Raw genomic sequence first — 14430 nt, 5'->3', positions numbered from 1 at the left:
ACCACCGAGGCCGCGACAGGCGCTAGCGCGCCTTCCTCAACCACCGAGACCCGGAGCACGGTGGTTGAGGAGGTTGCGCAGCAACCGTCTCGAAACCACCTCCCCGTGCGCGCCCAGGTCGTCATCGTCGGTGGCGGCGTCATCGGCGCCTCGGTCGCCTACCACCTGACCGGACTCGGCTGGAGCGACGTGCTGCTGCTGGAGCAGGGGACGCTGTCGTGCGGCACCACCTGGCACGCGGCCGGCCTGGTCGGGCCGCTGCGGGCCTCCGAGAGCGGCACCCGGCTGGTGCAGTACTCCGCCGAGCTCTACGCGTCGCTGGAGGCCGAGACCGGCCTGGCGACCGGCTACCGCAACGTGGGCGGCCTGATCGTGGCGCGCACCGAGGACCGGATGGTGCAGCTGCGGCGTACGGCGGCCAACGCGGTGGCCTACGACCTGCCCTGCGAGCTGGTGTCGCCGGAGCGGGCGCGCGAGCTGTGGCCGCCGATGCGGGTCGACGACCTGCTCGGCGCGCTGTGGCTGCCCGGCGACGGGAAGGTCGACCCGGCGGACCTGACCCAGTCGCTCGCGAGGGGCGCCCGGATGCGCGGCGCCCGGGTGGTCGAGCGGGTCCGGGTCACCGGCTTCGGCGTCGCGGACGGGCGGGTCACCGGCGTCCGCACCGACCGGGGCGACGTCGAGGCCGAGGTGGTCGTGAACTGCGCGGGGCAGTGGGCGAAGGCGCTGGGCGACCTGGTCGGCGCGACGATCCCGCTGCACTCCGCCGAGCACTTCTACGTCGTCACGGACGCCGTGCCCGGCACGCATCCCGACCTGCCGATCATGCGCGATCCGGACGGCTGGACCTACTTCAAGGAGGAGACCGGCGGCCTGGTCGTCGGCGGGTTCGAGCCGCAGGCGAAGCCGTGGCGCTCGCCCGATGACCTCCCGTATCCCTTCGAGTTCCAGCTGCTCGACGAGGACTGGGAGCACTTCTCGGTGCTGATGGAGCAGGCGCTGCTGCGGGTCCCGGGGCTGGAGGAGACCGGCATCCGGAAGCTCTACAACGGGCCGGAGTCGTTCACCCCCGACAACCAGTTCTTGCTGGGGGAGGCACCGGGACTGCGCGGCTTCTTCGTCGGCGCGGGCTTCAACTCGGTCGGCATCGCCTCGGCCGGCGGGGCGGGTCGGGCGCTCGCCGAGTGGATCGTGGCCGGTGCGCCGCAGGAGGACCTGGTGGCGGTCGACGTACGCCGCTTCGCCCCGTTCCACGGCGACCACACGTGGCTGCGGTCGCGGGTCTCGGAGGTGCTGGGGCTCCACTACGCGCTGCCCTGGCCCAACCGGGAGCTCGAGTCCGGTCGTCCGCAGCGCACCTCGCCGCTGCACGACCGGCTGGCGGCGGCCGGGGCGCTGTTCGGCACCCGGATGGGGTGGGAGCGGCCGAACGTCTTCGCGCCGACGCTGGAGTACACCTGGGGCAAGCCGTCCTGGCTCCCGGCGTCGGCGGCGGAGCAGCGCGCGACCCGGACGGACGTGGCGGTCTTCGACCAGACCTCGTTCTCCAAGTACGCCGTCTCGGGCGCCGCGGCGCTGACCGCTCTCCAGTGGGTGTGCGCCGCCGACGTCGACGTGCCGGTCGGCCGCTGCGTCTACACGCCGTTCCTCAACGAGCGGGGCACCTACGAGGCCGATCTGACCGTGACCCGCACCGGTGCGGACTCCTTCCTGCTGGTGTCGAGCTCCGCGACCACGGTCCGCGACCTCGACTGGCTGGCCCGCCACGGCGTACCGGCGCGCGACGTCACCGAGGAGTACGCCGTGCTCGGCGTGATGGGCCCGCGCTCCCGGGCTCTGCTCTCGTCGCTGTCGCCGGACGACTGGTCGGAGGAGGGCTTCCCGTTCGCGACCAGCCGCGAGGTGGGCGTCGCCGGCGTGCGGGTGCGGGCCACCCGGATGACCTACGTCGGCGAGCTCGGCTGGGAGCTGCTGGTGCCCGTGGCGGACGCTGGCGCCGTCTACGACGCGGTGCACGCGGGTGGCGCCGCCGACGCGGGCTACTACGCGATCGAGTCGCTGCGGCTGGAGAAGGGCTACCGCGCGTTCGGCAGGGAGCTGACCCCCGACTACGGTCCGGTCGAGGCCGGCCTGGTCTTCGCGACCGACCTCACGGGCGCCAAGGACTTCCTCGGCCGGGCCGCCCTGGCCGCACACCGGGACGCGCTGGCGGGGGGCGGCCCACGGCGGCGGCTCGTGTCGCTGGTCGTGTCGTCACCCGAGCCGATGCTCTGGGGCGGCGAGCTGCTGCTTCGCGACGGCGCACCGGCCGGACAGGTGACCAGCGCCGCCTGGGGCGAGACCGTCGGCGCGTGCGTCGGCCTCGGCTACCTGCGCCACGCCGCCCCGGTCACCTCCGCGTGGCTCGCCGGCGGCCGGTTCGAGGTCGACGTCGCGGGGGAGCGGTACGCCGTACGCTGCGCGCTTCGCGCCCCGCTCGGCTAGCCGAGCGCACCGTGCCGACCGGCCCGGTCACCACCGGCGGCGCGGGTCTCCGGAAGGCCACGAGGAACCCGGCACCGAGTGCACCCAGGGTGCCCAGCACCTCGTCCCCCAGGGTGTCCTCGTACGCCGTGTCGAGCTCGGTGCCGTGGCGGATGAAGGTCCACCACTCGCCGACCTCCCACCCGATGGCCAGGATCGCACCGAGGCCGCAGACCAGCACGACCACCGCCCACCGGGGCTGCACCTGCTCGCAGAGCAGCAGCCCCAGGCCGGTGAGCAGCAGCAGCCAGTTCGCGAAGTGGTTGAGGTCGTCCCACCAGACGAGTGAGTCGTAGAGATCGAGGCTGTTCCCGGTCACGTCGATCAGGAAGGGCAGCATCACGAGCGTGAAGGCGCCGTACGGCGCGTGGTGGGACGTGAGCGCCGCCCGCGGCTCCCGGCGTCGGTGTGCCAGCCACCAGATCGCCGGAGCGAGCACCATGAGCAGGGGATAGGCGATCAGCCGTGCGCCGAAGGCCTTGTCGGCGAACCGGTCGATCCCCGGAGCCCACTCCGCGACGGCCAGTTGGCCGACGGTCAGCAGGAGCACGAGGACGGGCACCCAGGCGGGGCAGCGGCGGACCGGGAGGAGGCGCTTCACGCGAGGATGGTGGCAGGAATACCCGGGCCGTGCCCCTCGTTGGGCATATAGTTCGGAATTCAACCAATCTCAGGAGTGATCGGCCATGCAGTTCGGGATCTTCACCGTCGGCGACGTGACCACCGACCCCACCACGGGTCGCACGCCGACCGAGCACGAGCGGATCAAGGCCACGGTTGAGATCGGGAAGTTGGCCGAGGACATCGGCCTCGACGTGTTCGCCACCGGCGAGCACCACAACCCGCCGTTCATCGCCTCCGCACCGACCACCACGCTGGCCTACATCGGCGCGCAGACGAAGCGGATCATCCTGTCGACCGCGACCACGCTGATCACCACGACCGACCCGGTGCTGATCGCCGAGAACTACGCGAAGCTCCAGCACCTGACCGACGGCCGCGTCGACTTGATGATGGGTCGCGGCAACACCGGCCCGGTCTACCCGTGGTTCGGCAAGGACATCCGCCAGGGCATCAACCTGGCGGTCGAGAACTACGCGCTGCTGCACCGCCTCTGGCGCGAGGACGTCGTGAACTGGGAGGGCCGGTTCCGCACCGCACTCCAGGGCTTCACCTCGACCCCGAGGCCGCTCGACGGCGTCCCGCCGTTCGTCTGGCACGGGTCGATCCGCAGCCCCGAGATCGCCGAGCAGGCGGCGTACTACGGCGACGGCTTCTTCCACAACCACATCTTCTGGCCCGCCGGACACACCCAGCAGATGGTCGACCTCTACCGCCGCCGCTACGAGCACTACGGCCACGGCGCGTACGACGAGGCGATCGTCGGCCTGGGCGGCCAGTTCTTCATGCGGAAGAGCAGCCAGGACGCCGTCAACGAGTTCCGTCCGTACTTCGACAACGCGCCGGTCTACGGGCACGGCCCCTCGATGGAGGACTTCACCGAGGCCACGCCGCTGACCGTCGGGTCGCCGCAGCAGGTGCTGGAGCGCACCCTCGGCTTCCGCGACTACGTGGGCCACTACCAGCGCCAGATGTTCCTGGTCGACCACGCCGGGCTGCCGCTCAAGACCGTCCTGGAGCAGCTCGACCTGCTCGGCGAGATCCTGCCCGACCTGCGGAAGGGGATGGCCGAGGGCCGCCCGGCCAACGTGCCGGACGCCCCGACCCACGCGTCGCTGGTCGCCGCCGCGGGTGGCCCGAAGGACTCGACGGTGTACGCCGAGGCCGACAGCGCCACCGGCCATCGGGCCGAGGACGCCGACGGCGTCGACGAGGGAATCGAGGGAACGGCATGACCAGGCTCGTGGTGGTCTCCGCCGGGTTGTCCAACCCGTCGTCGACCACGCTGCTGGCCCAGCGGCTCACCGCCGCGACCGTCGAGGCGCTGGAGGAGGTCGAGGTCACGCACGTCGAGCTGCGCGACCTGGCCCACCAGCTGACCGACCAGCTGCTGACCGGGTTCCCCGGTCCGGAGCTGGCGGCGGCGCAGGCGGCGGTCGCCGAGGCCGACGGCCTGATCGTCGTGACGCCGATCTTCTCCGCGTCGTACTCCGGCCTCTTCAAGACGTTCTTCGACGTCCTCGAGACCGGTGCGCTGGACGGCAAGCCGGTGCTGGTCGCCGCCACCGCGGGCACCGCCCGCCACTCGCTGGTGATCGAGCACGCGCTGCGCCCGCTGTTCGCCTACCTGCACGCGGTGGTCGTGCCGACCGGCGTCTTCGCCGCCACCGACGACTTCGCCGGCACCGACCTCGACAGCCGGATCGGCCGGGCCGCCGGCGAGCTGGCCGCCCTGATGGGCAAGGTCAGCCGCGTCGACACGGTCGTCACGAAGCGGCGCACCGTCGAGGACGAGTTCGCCGCGGTCACGCCGTTCGAGGAACTGCTCCGCCAGGCCTCCCACGGTGGTTGAGGAAGGCGCACTGGCGCCTGTCTCGAAGCCATCGTCGTCGGGTCCGGTGGTTTCGAGGCTCGTCGCTGGCGCTCCTCGCACCTCAACCACCGTGGTGGCAGGCGGTGGTTGAGGGAGGCGCGCTGGCGCGTGCCTCGAAGCCATCGTCGTCGGGTCCGGTGGTTTCGAGGCTCGTCGCTGGCGCTCCTCGCACCTCAACCACCGTGGTGGCAGGCGGTGGTTGAGGGAGGCGCGCTGGCGCCTGTCTCGAAGCCATCGTCGTCAGGAACGGTGGTTGAGGAAGGCGCGCTAGCGCCTGTCTCGAAACCACCACCCAGGCGGGACCGCGGTGACTCCCGGACGGCCGTGGGCGACGCGCGCTCCTAGGCCCGCTCCTCCGCCCGGCCCGACGTCAACAGCAGCGGTCCGTTCTCGAGCACGCGGATCGCGGTGAGTGCGAGCGTCGCGGCACCGTCGAGGACGGCGCGGTCGCCGTCGGGCCCGCCGGCGTAGTCGGCGAAGCTGCGGGTGTGTAGCGAGACCTCGGCGGGAGCGGCCTTGATCAGGGGATGGATCGACGGCACTGCGTGACTGACGTTGCCCATGTCCGTGCTGCCGACGACGGTGGTGCCGTCCTCGGGCACGTCGACCGTGCGCCCGATCTCGGCGGCGCTCCGGACGTAGAGGTCGAGCAGGGCCTCGCTGGTGACCATGTCGTAGTACACGCGACCGATCGGCTCCCTGCTCATGCTGCAGCCGGCGGCGGCCGCACCGGCCTCCAGGCAGGACTGCACGCGAGCGACCAGGCTCTGGAGGCCGTCCATCGTGGGGGAGCGCATGTACCACTCGGCCTCGGTCCACTCCGGCACGATGTTGGGCCGGGTGCCGCCGCGGGTGATGACCCCGTGGACCCGCTCGTGGCGGGCGAGGTGCTGGCGCAGCGCGGCCACGTTCAGGTAGCCCAGCACCGCGGCGTCGAGGGCGTTGCGGCCCAGCTGCGGCGCGGCCGCGGCGTGCGCGGCGAGGCCGCGGTACTCCACGCGGGTGCGCTCGATCGCGATGGTGTTCATCTCGGTCAGGTCGCGACCCGCGGGATGGACCATCATCGCCGCGTCCACGCCCTCGAACGCGCCGCGCTCGAGCATGTAGACCTTGCCCCCGCCGCCCTCCTCGGCCGGCGTCCCCAGCACCACGATCCGCCCGCCGTGCCGCTCCGCGAGTGAGCGGGCCGCCACGATCGCGGCACCCGCTCCCGCGGCGGCGATGACGTTGTGCCCGCAGGCATGGCCGATCTCCGGCAGCGCGTCGTACTCGCAGATGATCGCGACGGTCGGCCCCGCGCCGGCGTCGATCTCGGCGCGGAAGGCCGTGTCCAGGCCGTAGGCCGAGCGGGTGACGGCGAACCCGGCACTCTCGAGCAGGTCGGTCAGCAGACCGTGGGCACGCACCTCCTCGAAGGCGAGCTCGGGGTGGCGGTGGATCTCCCGGGACAGCTCGACGAGGCTGTCGGCCTCGGCGGCTACAGCACCGGCGACGCGGTCCTTGAGGGTGGGCATGATGGGCGGCTCCTGTCGTGAGGGGCTGACGAAACGTGGCGAGGGGTGCGGGTGAGGGCTAACTCGTCGCAACACCGCTTCCGTCGATCGCCTCCAGCAGTCGCTCCGGCCGCAACGGCACCTCCGTGACGAAGACACCCGTGTCGGCCAGGGCGTCGTCGACCGCGGCGCACAGCGCGGGTGCCCACGGCAGCGTGCCGGCCTCGCCGACCCCCTTGACGCCGCTCCCGCTCGCCGGTGAGGGCGTCTCCATGTGGCCCAGCCGCAGGGGTGGGAAGTCGGTGGTCCGCGGCAGTCGATAGCCGTGGAAGTCGGGGTTCGTCAGCCGTGCGTCCGCGTCGTAGACGAGCTCCTCGAAGAGCGCGCCGGCCAGCGCCTGCACCGACCCTCCGACCAGCTGCCCCTCGACCACGTCGGGGTTGATCACCACGCCGCAGTCGTCGACCATGGCGCCGTCGAGCAGCCTGACCTCGCCGGTCTCGGCGTCCACCTCGACCAGCGCGGCGGCGGCGCCGTAGGAATAAGTCATGGCGGTGGGGTCGTAGACGGCGCGCCCCTGCAGGGTCCCGGAGAAGCCGTCGCCGGCGAGGGTCAGGTCGCGGTACGCCGCACGGCCGATCTCGGCATGGGTGAGGCGACGTCCGGGGACGCCTCGGACGCCGACCCCGTGCTCGTCCATCACCAGCTCGGCCGGGTCGGCCTCGAGCCGGTCGGCGGCGAGCCCGAGCACCTGGTCGCGCAGCTCGACGCCCGCCAGCCGCGCGGCCTCGCAGCCGACGGCGGCGCCCCGGCTCCCGGCCGTGCCGTAACCGGTGTAGGGACAGCGGTCCGTGTCGCCCGAGACCACCTCGACGCGCTCGGGTGGCAGGCCGAGCTCGTGGGCGACGGTCTGCGCGATCGTCGTGAGGATGCCCTGGCCCAGCTCGGCCTGCCCGGTGTAGACGGTGACCTGACCGTCGGCGTCCATCCGGGCCACGGCCTCGTCGAACCCGGCCTGCTCCACGCCGATGGCCGACATCACCCGACTGGGGCCGATGCCGGTGGACTCCACGAAGCAGGCGTAGCCCATGCCAACCCGGCGTCCGGCGCTCCGTGCCTCCCGGATGGTGTCCGGCCAGCCGGCGTCGACCGTGAGCGCCTCGACCCGGCTCAGGCACTCGCGGTAGTCACCGCTGTCGAGTCGCGCCAGGATGCCGTTGGCGTAGGGCATCTCCTCCGGGGTGACCAGGTTCCGCCGGCGCAGCTCCTGCGGGTCGAGGCCCATGGTCCGGGCGAGCCTGTCGACCGTCCGCTCGATCGCGAAGACGGCCTTCGGCGCGCCCCACCCTCGATAGGAGCCGTACGGCGACCGGTTGGTCATCACGCCGCGGGCCCGGACCCGGATGTTCTCGATCCGGTAGGCACCCGGCAGGCTCACCGCGGCGAGCCACACCGGCCCCATGCCGACGCTGCTGAGCTCGCCGCCCAGGGTGCCGACGACGTCGCCGCGCAGCCCGACGATCCGGCCGTCCGCGTCCGCGGCGAGCGCGACCTTCAGGTGCTGCTGCCGCGCGTGCGAGCTGGCGACGAAGCTCTCGTCGCGGTCCTCGACGTACTTGACCGGCCGGCCGGTGCTTCGGGCCAGCAGGCAGGCGAGGATCTCCTCCCCGTAGTAGTTGGCCTTGGTACCGAAGCCACCGCCGACCGCCGGGATCCGGACCCGCACCCGCGCCTGGGGCACCCCGAGGACCTCGCTGACCACCTCGCGGACCCGGTTCGGGGACTGGCTGTTGATCCAGACCTCGAAGCGCCCGGCGACCGGCTCGTACTCCACGACGCAGCCGCGGGTCTCGAGCGGGGCGCCGAAGGAGCGACCGAAGTCGAACTCCTCCTCGACGACGTACGCCGCATCCGCGAACGCCCGGTCCGTGTCCCCGGTGCCGTAGACCTGCTCGCCGAACACGTTGTCGGGCCACTCCGGCACCAGCAGCGGAGCGCCCGGCGCGAGCGCCTCCGCCACGGTGGCCACGACCGGGAGCGGCTCGTAGTCGACCGCGATCAGCTCCAACGCGTCCTCCGCGAGGGCCCGGGACTCCGCGGCCACGGCGGCGACGACCTGGCCGTGGTAGCGAACCCGGTCGACGGCCATCGCCCGGGTCTGCGGGGTCCGTTGGCCGGTCAGCTGCCAGTAGACCGGATGCGGTCCGGCCCGGTCGAGAACTTCGGCGCCGGTCAGCACCGCGTGGACGCCGGGCAGCGCCCGGGCCGCCGCCACGTCGATGCCGCGTACGAGGGCGTGGGCGTGCGGGCTGCGCAGCATCGCCACGAAGAGCGTGCCGGGCGGCTCGATGTCGTTGACGTAGTGGGCGGCACCGCTGAGCGCGGCCGGCAGGTTGACCATCGCGGCGGTCTCGCCGACGCTGTCGCGCTGGGGCGCGATGGACGCGTGGTCGCGGCGCACGCTCATCGCTCGGCCACCTCCCCGGTCGCCGGGCCGGTCGCCGGGTCGGTCGCCCCGTCGACCGCGCGCAGGACGCCGGCGACGATGCTCTCGTAGCCGGTGCAGCGACACAGGTTCCCGGCGAGCCGCTCACGGACCGAGTCGGCATCGGGCCGGGGCTCCTCGGCCAGCAGCTCGGAGGCGGTCATCAGCATCCCGGTCGCGCAGAATCCGCACTGGAAGGCGTTGCCGCAGGCGAAGCTCTCCTGCAGCCGCTGGAAGCAGGCGTCGTGGGCGGCGAGACCCTCGGCGGTCTCCACCTGGGCGCCCTCGGCCTGGATCGCGAAGACCAGGCAGGACCGCACCGTGCGCCCGTCCAGCCGGACCGTACAGGCACCGCAGGCACCGTGCTCGCAGCCGAGCCGGACGCTCCGCGTGCCCTGGGTACGCCGCAGCGCGTCCGCCAGGGTCTCGCGGGGCTCGACCCGCAGCTCGACGTCACTGCCGTTCACCGCCAGCCGGACCGTGTCAGTCATCGTCCACCCCCATCGATGCGACCAGGGCCCTCCTGATCGCGGTGCGGCCGAGCCGACGCCGATAGGCCGCCGACATCGCGGCTCCGCCCAGCGGCTCGAGGTCGGTCGCCGCCGCGGCCGCGTCCGCGAACAGCTCCGCGCCGGGCAGCTGACCGGCCAGCGCCCGCTCGGCCGCGGCCACCCGACGGCCGGGATCACTGGTGCCGAAGATCGACACCCGCGGATCCCGGATCACGCCCCGCTCGTCGCTGGCGTAGGAGACCAGGCAGCCCAGGGGACGGTCCTGGCCGACGCGCAGCTTGACGGCGGCGTACCGCGAAGCCGGCTGCCTCGGGAACCTGACCTCCGTGAGCAGCTCGCCCGGCCGCAGCACCGTCGCGAAGTCCGTCGCGAAGAAGTCGGCGGCGGTCAGCTGCCGCTCGTCCTCCGCGCCGCGGACGACCAGCCGCGCGTCCAGCAGCGCCGCCAGTGCCGGCAGTTCGCCACACGGGTCGGCGAAGCAGAGGCTGCCGCCGACCGTGCCCCGGTGGCGAGTGCCGACGAAGCCGATCAGGGCGATCGCCCGGGCCACGACGGGCTGCACCCGGGCGACGACCGGATGCAGCTCGAGGTCCCGTTGACGGGTCATCGAGCCGACCACGATCTCCGCATCGGTGACCTCGACGCCGGCGATCTCCGGCAGCGCGTTCAGGTCGCAGACCCGCGCCGGGCGCAGCTGGCGGCGGACCATCGAGGGCACCAGGGACTGGCCGCCGGCCAGCGCCATGGTGCCGTCGAGCGCCACGGTCGCGAGCGCCTGCTCCAGCCCCGTGGGCCGGACGTAGTCGAAGCTCGCCGCCTTCATGCCACCTCACCGCCGCTCACGAACCGCGGCCGCACCTCGTCGGCGATCAGCTCCAGGCTCTCCAGCGCGGCGGCGACCGGGAGCCGTCCCGGCCGCACCCGCAGCTGGAGGTCGGTGACGCCGAGCTCGGCGTACTCCGCGGTCCGCTCGGCGACCTGCGCGGGCGTGCCCACCAGGCAGAGCTGGTCGCGGTCGAGCTCCGGATCTCTCCGGTCGACCAGCCCGGTCGCGCGGTACGCCGCCAGCAGCGGCGCGACGTGCTCCCGGTAGCGGGCCAGCGCTTCCCGCTCCGTGGCCGCGACCACGGCGAAGCGGTTGACCGAGACCGAGCCGACCGTCCCGGGCGCGGCCGCCTCGCGGTAGCGGCGTACCTGGCGCGCGATGAGGTCACGCGAGTAGCCGGACGAGGCGACGAAGCCGTCCGCCAGGGCCGCCGCCCGCTCGGCGGACACCTTGCGGGCGCCCCCGAGGAGGATCCGCGGACCGCCCTCCTGCACCGGTCCGGGCACCAGGTCGACGCGCCCCTCCGGCAGGGAGAAGGAGCCGGACCAGGCCTCCCGGAGCAGCCGCACCGTGCTCTCCAGCCGCCGACCCAGTGCCTCGGGGGCGATGCCGAAGACCCGCCACGCGGCCGGCGAGCCGAGGCCGAGGCCGAGGGTCAGTCGCCCGCCGCTGAGCTGGTCGACCAGCGCGCTGTCGTAGGCCAGCCGGCGTGCGTCCCACCCGGCGAGCAGGCTGACGCCCGCGACCAGCCGTACGCCGGTCAGTCGGTGTGCGAGCGCGGCCAGCATCATCAGGGCGTTGGGGCCGTGGAACCCCATCGCGTCGGAGCGGGAGAACACGTAGCTCTCACCGGCCGACAGCGCGTCGTACCCGGCCGCGCCCACCAGGTCGAGCACCGGGTCGAGCTCGGCCAGCCGCTCGGCGTACGTCTGGCCCGGGGGCGCCGCGAAGTCGAGCGCGACGCCGAAGCGCGGCGCCGGCCCGCTCACCCGTCGACCCCGATCACCCGTGGGGCGAGAGCCTTCCGGGCCTCCAGGAACGGCTGCATCGGCATCCGGATCACCCCGGCGCCGACCCGGCCCGCACCGAGGTTGCGGCTCAGGAAGCCCAGCGTCGTCGCCGGTGCGACGCCGGAGTCGGCGACCCTGACCACGTCGATGCCGGCGGGGGTCGGCGCGAAGTCCTGGTTGGGCAGGCCGTAGACCGGCGAGTCGCAGCCGCAGACCTGCCGCATCTCCTCCACCAGCTCGCGGCTCCCGTCGGTGGAGAACCCGAGCGTGCGCGCGAGCGCGGGCGCGGAGCTGAGCGCGAACGCGCCGAGGCCCAGCGTCTCGATGATCGGGGAGTCGCCCTGGCCCGGCGAGGCGGTCGTGATGTCGGCGCCACCCAGGGCGACCATCGGACCGACCGGCGAAGGCCCGCGGAACCAGCCGTCGAGCCCGCTGACCCGGATGCCGAAGTCCTGGCCGTTCATCCCCACGGCGGTCACCAGGCCCGCCGGTCCGCTGCACTCGATCGAGTCGGCGACGGCCTTGGCCACCGCCGCCGAGATCGCGATGAAGTGCTGCGTCGTCCGGGTGAAGTAGTCGAAGACCGCCGCCGCCTCGGGCAGTCGGGCCAGGGCGGGAGCCAGAGCGAAGACCAGGCCCAGCGTGGACGCGACGTTGCGGTTGTGGCACTCGTCGCCCCGGCGCAGCGCCGAGACCTGCATCTCGACGGGTCGGAGCGGCACCGGCGTCTCGAGCACGGCGCGGTTCAGGGCGGGGGCGACGACCTCGGCCACCTGCCGCAGCCGCTCCAGCGTCGGTACGTCGTACGTGCCGGTCCGCATGCCGCCGTCGTCGCCCTCGTGCATCGGCGAGCAGAACAGCCGGCCGTCCCCCCGCTCGACCACCACCATCGGCGTTCTGGGCGTGACCAGGCCGGTCAGCGGCCCGGCGACGTTGGTGTCCTGGCAGGGCATCAGCCGCACCCGGCCGTCGCGCGTCATCGCGACGGCCTCCTCGGCCGTCGTCGCCGCACCCTCGAAGAGCAACCCGGCGGCCACCGCGCCCACCAGCGGAGCGGGCAGGGGCCGGTAGAGGTCGATCGGGGGTCCGCTGTGCAGATAGGTCAGCTCGTCGAGACCGTCCACGACCTCGTGGGCCGGGCGGTAGCCGGCCAGCCTGACCTCCGCGGCCAGCAGGTCACGCAGGTCCTTCTGCGGCGTCTCAGTCGACATCGTCGGGTCCCTTCGTCGAGGAATCGGTCCGTGGTGCGGCCATCCGGGCGACCAACTCGGCGGCCGACCGGGTCGTCTCGGCGGACGCCGGCGGACGCGGGAGGCCGGCCAGCTCGCTGACGACCACCCACCAGACCGCGACGTCGGCGTCGTGCTCGGCCGCGGTCGCGAGCCGGGCGGTCAGCGGCGCGACCTCGTCGGCGGGACAGCCGCGCTCGACCCACCGGAAGCACGAGCCGAGCACCGCGCGGGCCCTGGCCTGGACCCGCAGTCGCTCCAGCTCCTCGTGCGGGCGGTCGTGGTCGTCGACGCTGAGGTGCAGGTCCCCGTACCGGCCGACGGTGACCAGGCCGGCCGCCCGGTCGCCGCGGCAGTCGCCACCGGCCGCACCGGCGGCGGTCAGGGCCGCCAGCACCCGCTCGTCGAGTGCTCCGGTGCTCGCGAGGTAGGCGGCGTGGGCCGCTTCGAGCACACCGGAGTCCAGCAGCATGTTGCCGGCCAGCGCCACGCCGGCCTCGACGTCGACCACGTCGCCGGCGTACGTCAGGCAGCGGTCGCCCGTGTAGGTCGCCAGCCCGCCCCGGTCGGTCACCATCGCGACCTGGCGGAAGCCGCCGCCCTCGCTCGCCCGGCAGATCGCCGGGACCTCACGAAGGTCGCCGTCGTCCAGCGCATGAGCCGCCACCGCGGCGCCGAGCGCTGGGCTGGAGAACGCCTGCGACGCGACCAGCACCCGGTGCCCCTGGGCGCCCGCACCCGTCAGCACCTTGGCCAGCACCGAGCTGGAATGCGAGACGGTGCCCAGGGCGATGGACCGCGTGGCGCGGTCCGTGGCGACGACCGTGTACGTCACAGCGAGCGCTCGACCAGCGGCATCACCCGGGAGGCGAACGCCTCCATGGTGGGGATCGGATCGCCGTCGGGGGAGTGCGGCAGCACGACCACGCGGCGTACGCCGAGCTCCAGCAGGCGCCCGATCTGCTCGGCCACCCGCGTGGGGCCGCCGACCCAGCCGAAGGCCTCGATGAGCTCCTCGGGGATCAGCCCCAGCCTGGCCCGCATGCCCACGAAGTCGCGGTTGCGCGCGATCTCGTGGAGCTCGTCGGGGAGCCGCAGCTCCAGCGTGTCCAGGAAGAACCAGTTCGGGTGCAGCAGCACCAGCAGGTAGCCGATCAGCGGGCGCAACGCATCGCGGGCCCGGTCCAGGTCGTCGTCGATCGCCACGTCGATGCGGGCGATCACCTGCTCGGCGACGTCGAGCTCGCGGCCCGCATCGGCCGCCCCGTCGCCGGCCCAGCCCACGGCGAGCCCGAAGAGCCGGGGGTCGGCGAACGTCGAGATCATCACCTGGTCCGCGGCCCGGCCGCCCAGCGCCAGCATCTTCGGGCTCTGGGAGGCGAGCACCACGGGCACGTCGCCGGCGGGGCTCAGCTCGAGCACGGCGTCGTGCATCTCGAAGTGGGCGTCGTCGGCCGTGACCCGCTCACCCCGGAGCAGGCCCTTGACCGCGTCCAGCGCTGTGGACATCGAGGCGACCGGCCGCCGGGGCCGCAGCCCGATCTGCGAGAAGCCGGTCCCTCCGGCGCCGAGGCCCAGGATCGCCCGCCCCTCGGAGAGGCTGTCGACGGTCGCGATCGCGGCCGCCGTCACCGCCGGGTGCACGGTGAACGGGTCGGCGACGAAGGTGCCCAGGCGCAAGGAGCGGGTCAGTGCCGCCGCCGCGCCCATGACGACGAACATGTCGCGATGGAACCTCTCGTTGGAGATCCAGGCCTCGTCGTAGCCGAGCTCCTCGGCGCGGACCGCCGCCCGCGGAACCTGACGAGAGTCGAGGGCCTTGCCCAGACCGATTCCCCACTGCATGCTCTGCTCCTCT

12 protein-coding genes are annotated in these 14430 nt (G+C 73.4%); 3 read left to right on the top strand and 9 right to left on the bottom strand.

Annotated features, from left to right (window positions below; all coding sequences use genetic code 11):
* Nucleotides 1–105: 105 nt before the first annotated feature.
* Entirely contained in the window at nt 106–2484 is a 2379-nt protein-coding gene (locus tag KM427_RS13590) for a GcvT family protein (RefSeq protein WP_252274471.1), read from the top strand.
* On the opposite strand, the gene KM427_RS13585 is transcribed toward KM427_RS13590, so the two are convergent.
* Nucleotides 2390–3124, bottom strand: a complete 735-nt coding sequence (locus tag KM427_RS13585) for a DUF2238 domain-containing protein (RefSeq protein ID WP_215524202.1) — start codon at nt 3122–3124, stop codon at nt 2390–2392. The two genes, KM427_RS13590 and KM427_RS13585, sit on opposite strands and share 95 nt — an antisense overlap.
* Before the next feature lie 85 nt (nt 3125–3209).
* Between KM427_RS13585 and KM427_RS13580 the strand changes: the two genes are divergently transcribed.
* On the top strand, nt 3210–4379 hold the full coding sequence (locus KM427_RS13580; RefSeq protein WP_215524201.1) for an LLM class flavin-dependent oxidoreductase: 1170 nt from the start codon (nt 3210–3212) through the stop codon (nt 4377–4379).
* Nucleotides 4376–4996: an FMN reductase gene (locus KM427_RS13575; RefSeq protein WP_183594638.1), complete on the top strand. Its 621-nt coding sequence runs from the start codon at nt 4376–4378 to the stop codon at nt 4994–4996. Before KM427_RS13580 ends, KM427_RS13575 begins: the two co-directional genes overlap by 4 nt.
* Nucleotides 4997–5358: 362 nt before the next feature.
* On the opposite strand, the gene KM427_RS13570 is transcribed toward KM427_RS13575, so the two are convergent.
* From KM427_RS13570 to KM427_RS13535, 8 genes are read right to left on the bottom strand one after another with little or no spacing between them, the layout of a single operon-like run.
* Nucleotides 5359–6531 (bottom strand): M20 family metallopeptidase, encoded by a 1173-nt coding sequence (locus tag KM427_RS13570; RefSeq protein ID WP_215524200.1) that lies wholly within the window; start codon nt 6529–6531, stop codon nt 5359–5361.
* Nucleotides 6532–6589: 58 nt separating this feature from the next.
* Nucleotides 6590–8977, bottom strand: a complete 2388-nt coding sequence (locus tag KM427_RS13565) for a xanthine dehydrogenase family protein molybdopterin-binding subunit (protein WP_215524199.1) — start codon at nt 8975–8977, stop codon at nt 6590–6592.
* On the bottom strand, nt 8974–9486 hold the full coding sequence (locus KM427_RS13560; RefSeq protein WP_215524198.1) for a (2Fe-2S)-binding protein: 513 nt from the start codon (nt 9484–9486) through the stop codon (nt 8974–8976). Before KM427_RS13560 ends, KM427_RS13565 begins: the two co-directional genes overlap by 4 nt.
* Nucleotides 9479–10330 (bottom strand): FAD binding domain-containing protein, encoded by an 852-nt coding sequence (locus KM427_RS13555; RefSeq protein WP_215524197.1) that lies wholly within the window; start codon nt 10328–10330, stop codon nt 9479–9481. The genes KM427_RS13560 and KM427_RS13555 overlap by 8 nt, the downstream gene beginning before the upstream one ends.
* Nucleotides 10327–11322, bottom strand: coding sequence for an LLM class flavin-dependent oxidoreductase (locus KM427_RS13550; protein ID WP_215524196.1), 996 nt, complete (start codon nt 11320–11322; stop codon nt 10327–10329). Before KM427_RS13550 ends, KM427_RS13555 begins: the two co-directional genes overlap by 4 nt.
* Nucleotides 11319–12554: an oxamate carbamoyltransferase subunit AllG family protein gene (locus tag KM427_RS13545; RefSeq protein WP_215524195.1), complete on the bottom strand. Its 1236-nt coding sequence runs from the start codon at nt 12552–12554 to the stop codon at nt 11319–11321. Before KM427_RS13545 ends, KM427_RS13550 begins: the two co-directional genes overlap by 4 nt.
* The gene (locus KM427_RS13540) at nt 12544–13407 is read right to left on the bottom strand and encodes a DUF1028 domain-containing protein (protein WP_215524194.1); all 864 of its coding nucleotides are present in this window, start codon (nt 13405–13407) and stop codon (nt 12544–12546) included. Before KM427_RS13540 ends, KM427_RS13545 begins: the two co-directional genes overlap by 11 nt.
* The gene (locus KM427_RS13535) at nt 13404–14417 is read right to left on the bottom strand and encodes an LLM class flavin-dependent oxidoreductase (protein ID WP_215524193.1); all 1014 of its coding nucleotides are present in this window, start codon (nt 14415–14417) and stop codon (nt 13404–13406) included. Before KM427_RS13535 ends, KM427_RS13540 begins: the two co-directional genes overlap by 4 nt.
* Nucleotides 14418–14430 lie beyond the last annotated feature (13 nt).

The organism is Nocardioides sp. LMS-CY (assembly GCF_018732145.1).
Classification (GTDB): Bacteria; Actinomycetota; Actinomycetes; order Propionibacteriales; family Nocardioidaceae; genus Nocardioides; species Nocardioides soli.
This window is presented reverse-complemented; position numbering and strand designations above follow the sequence as displayed.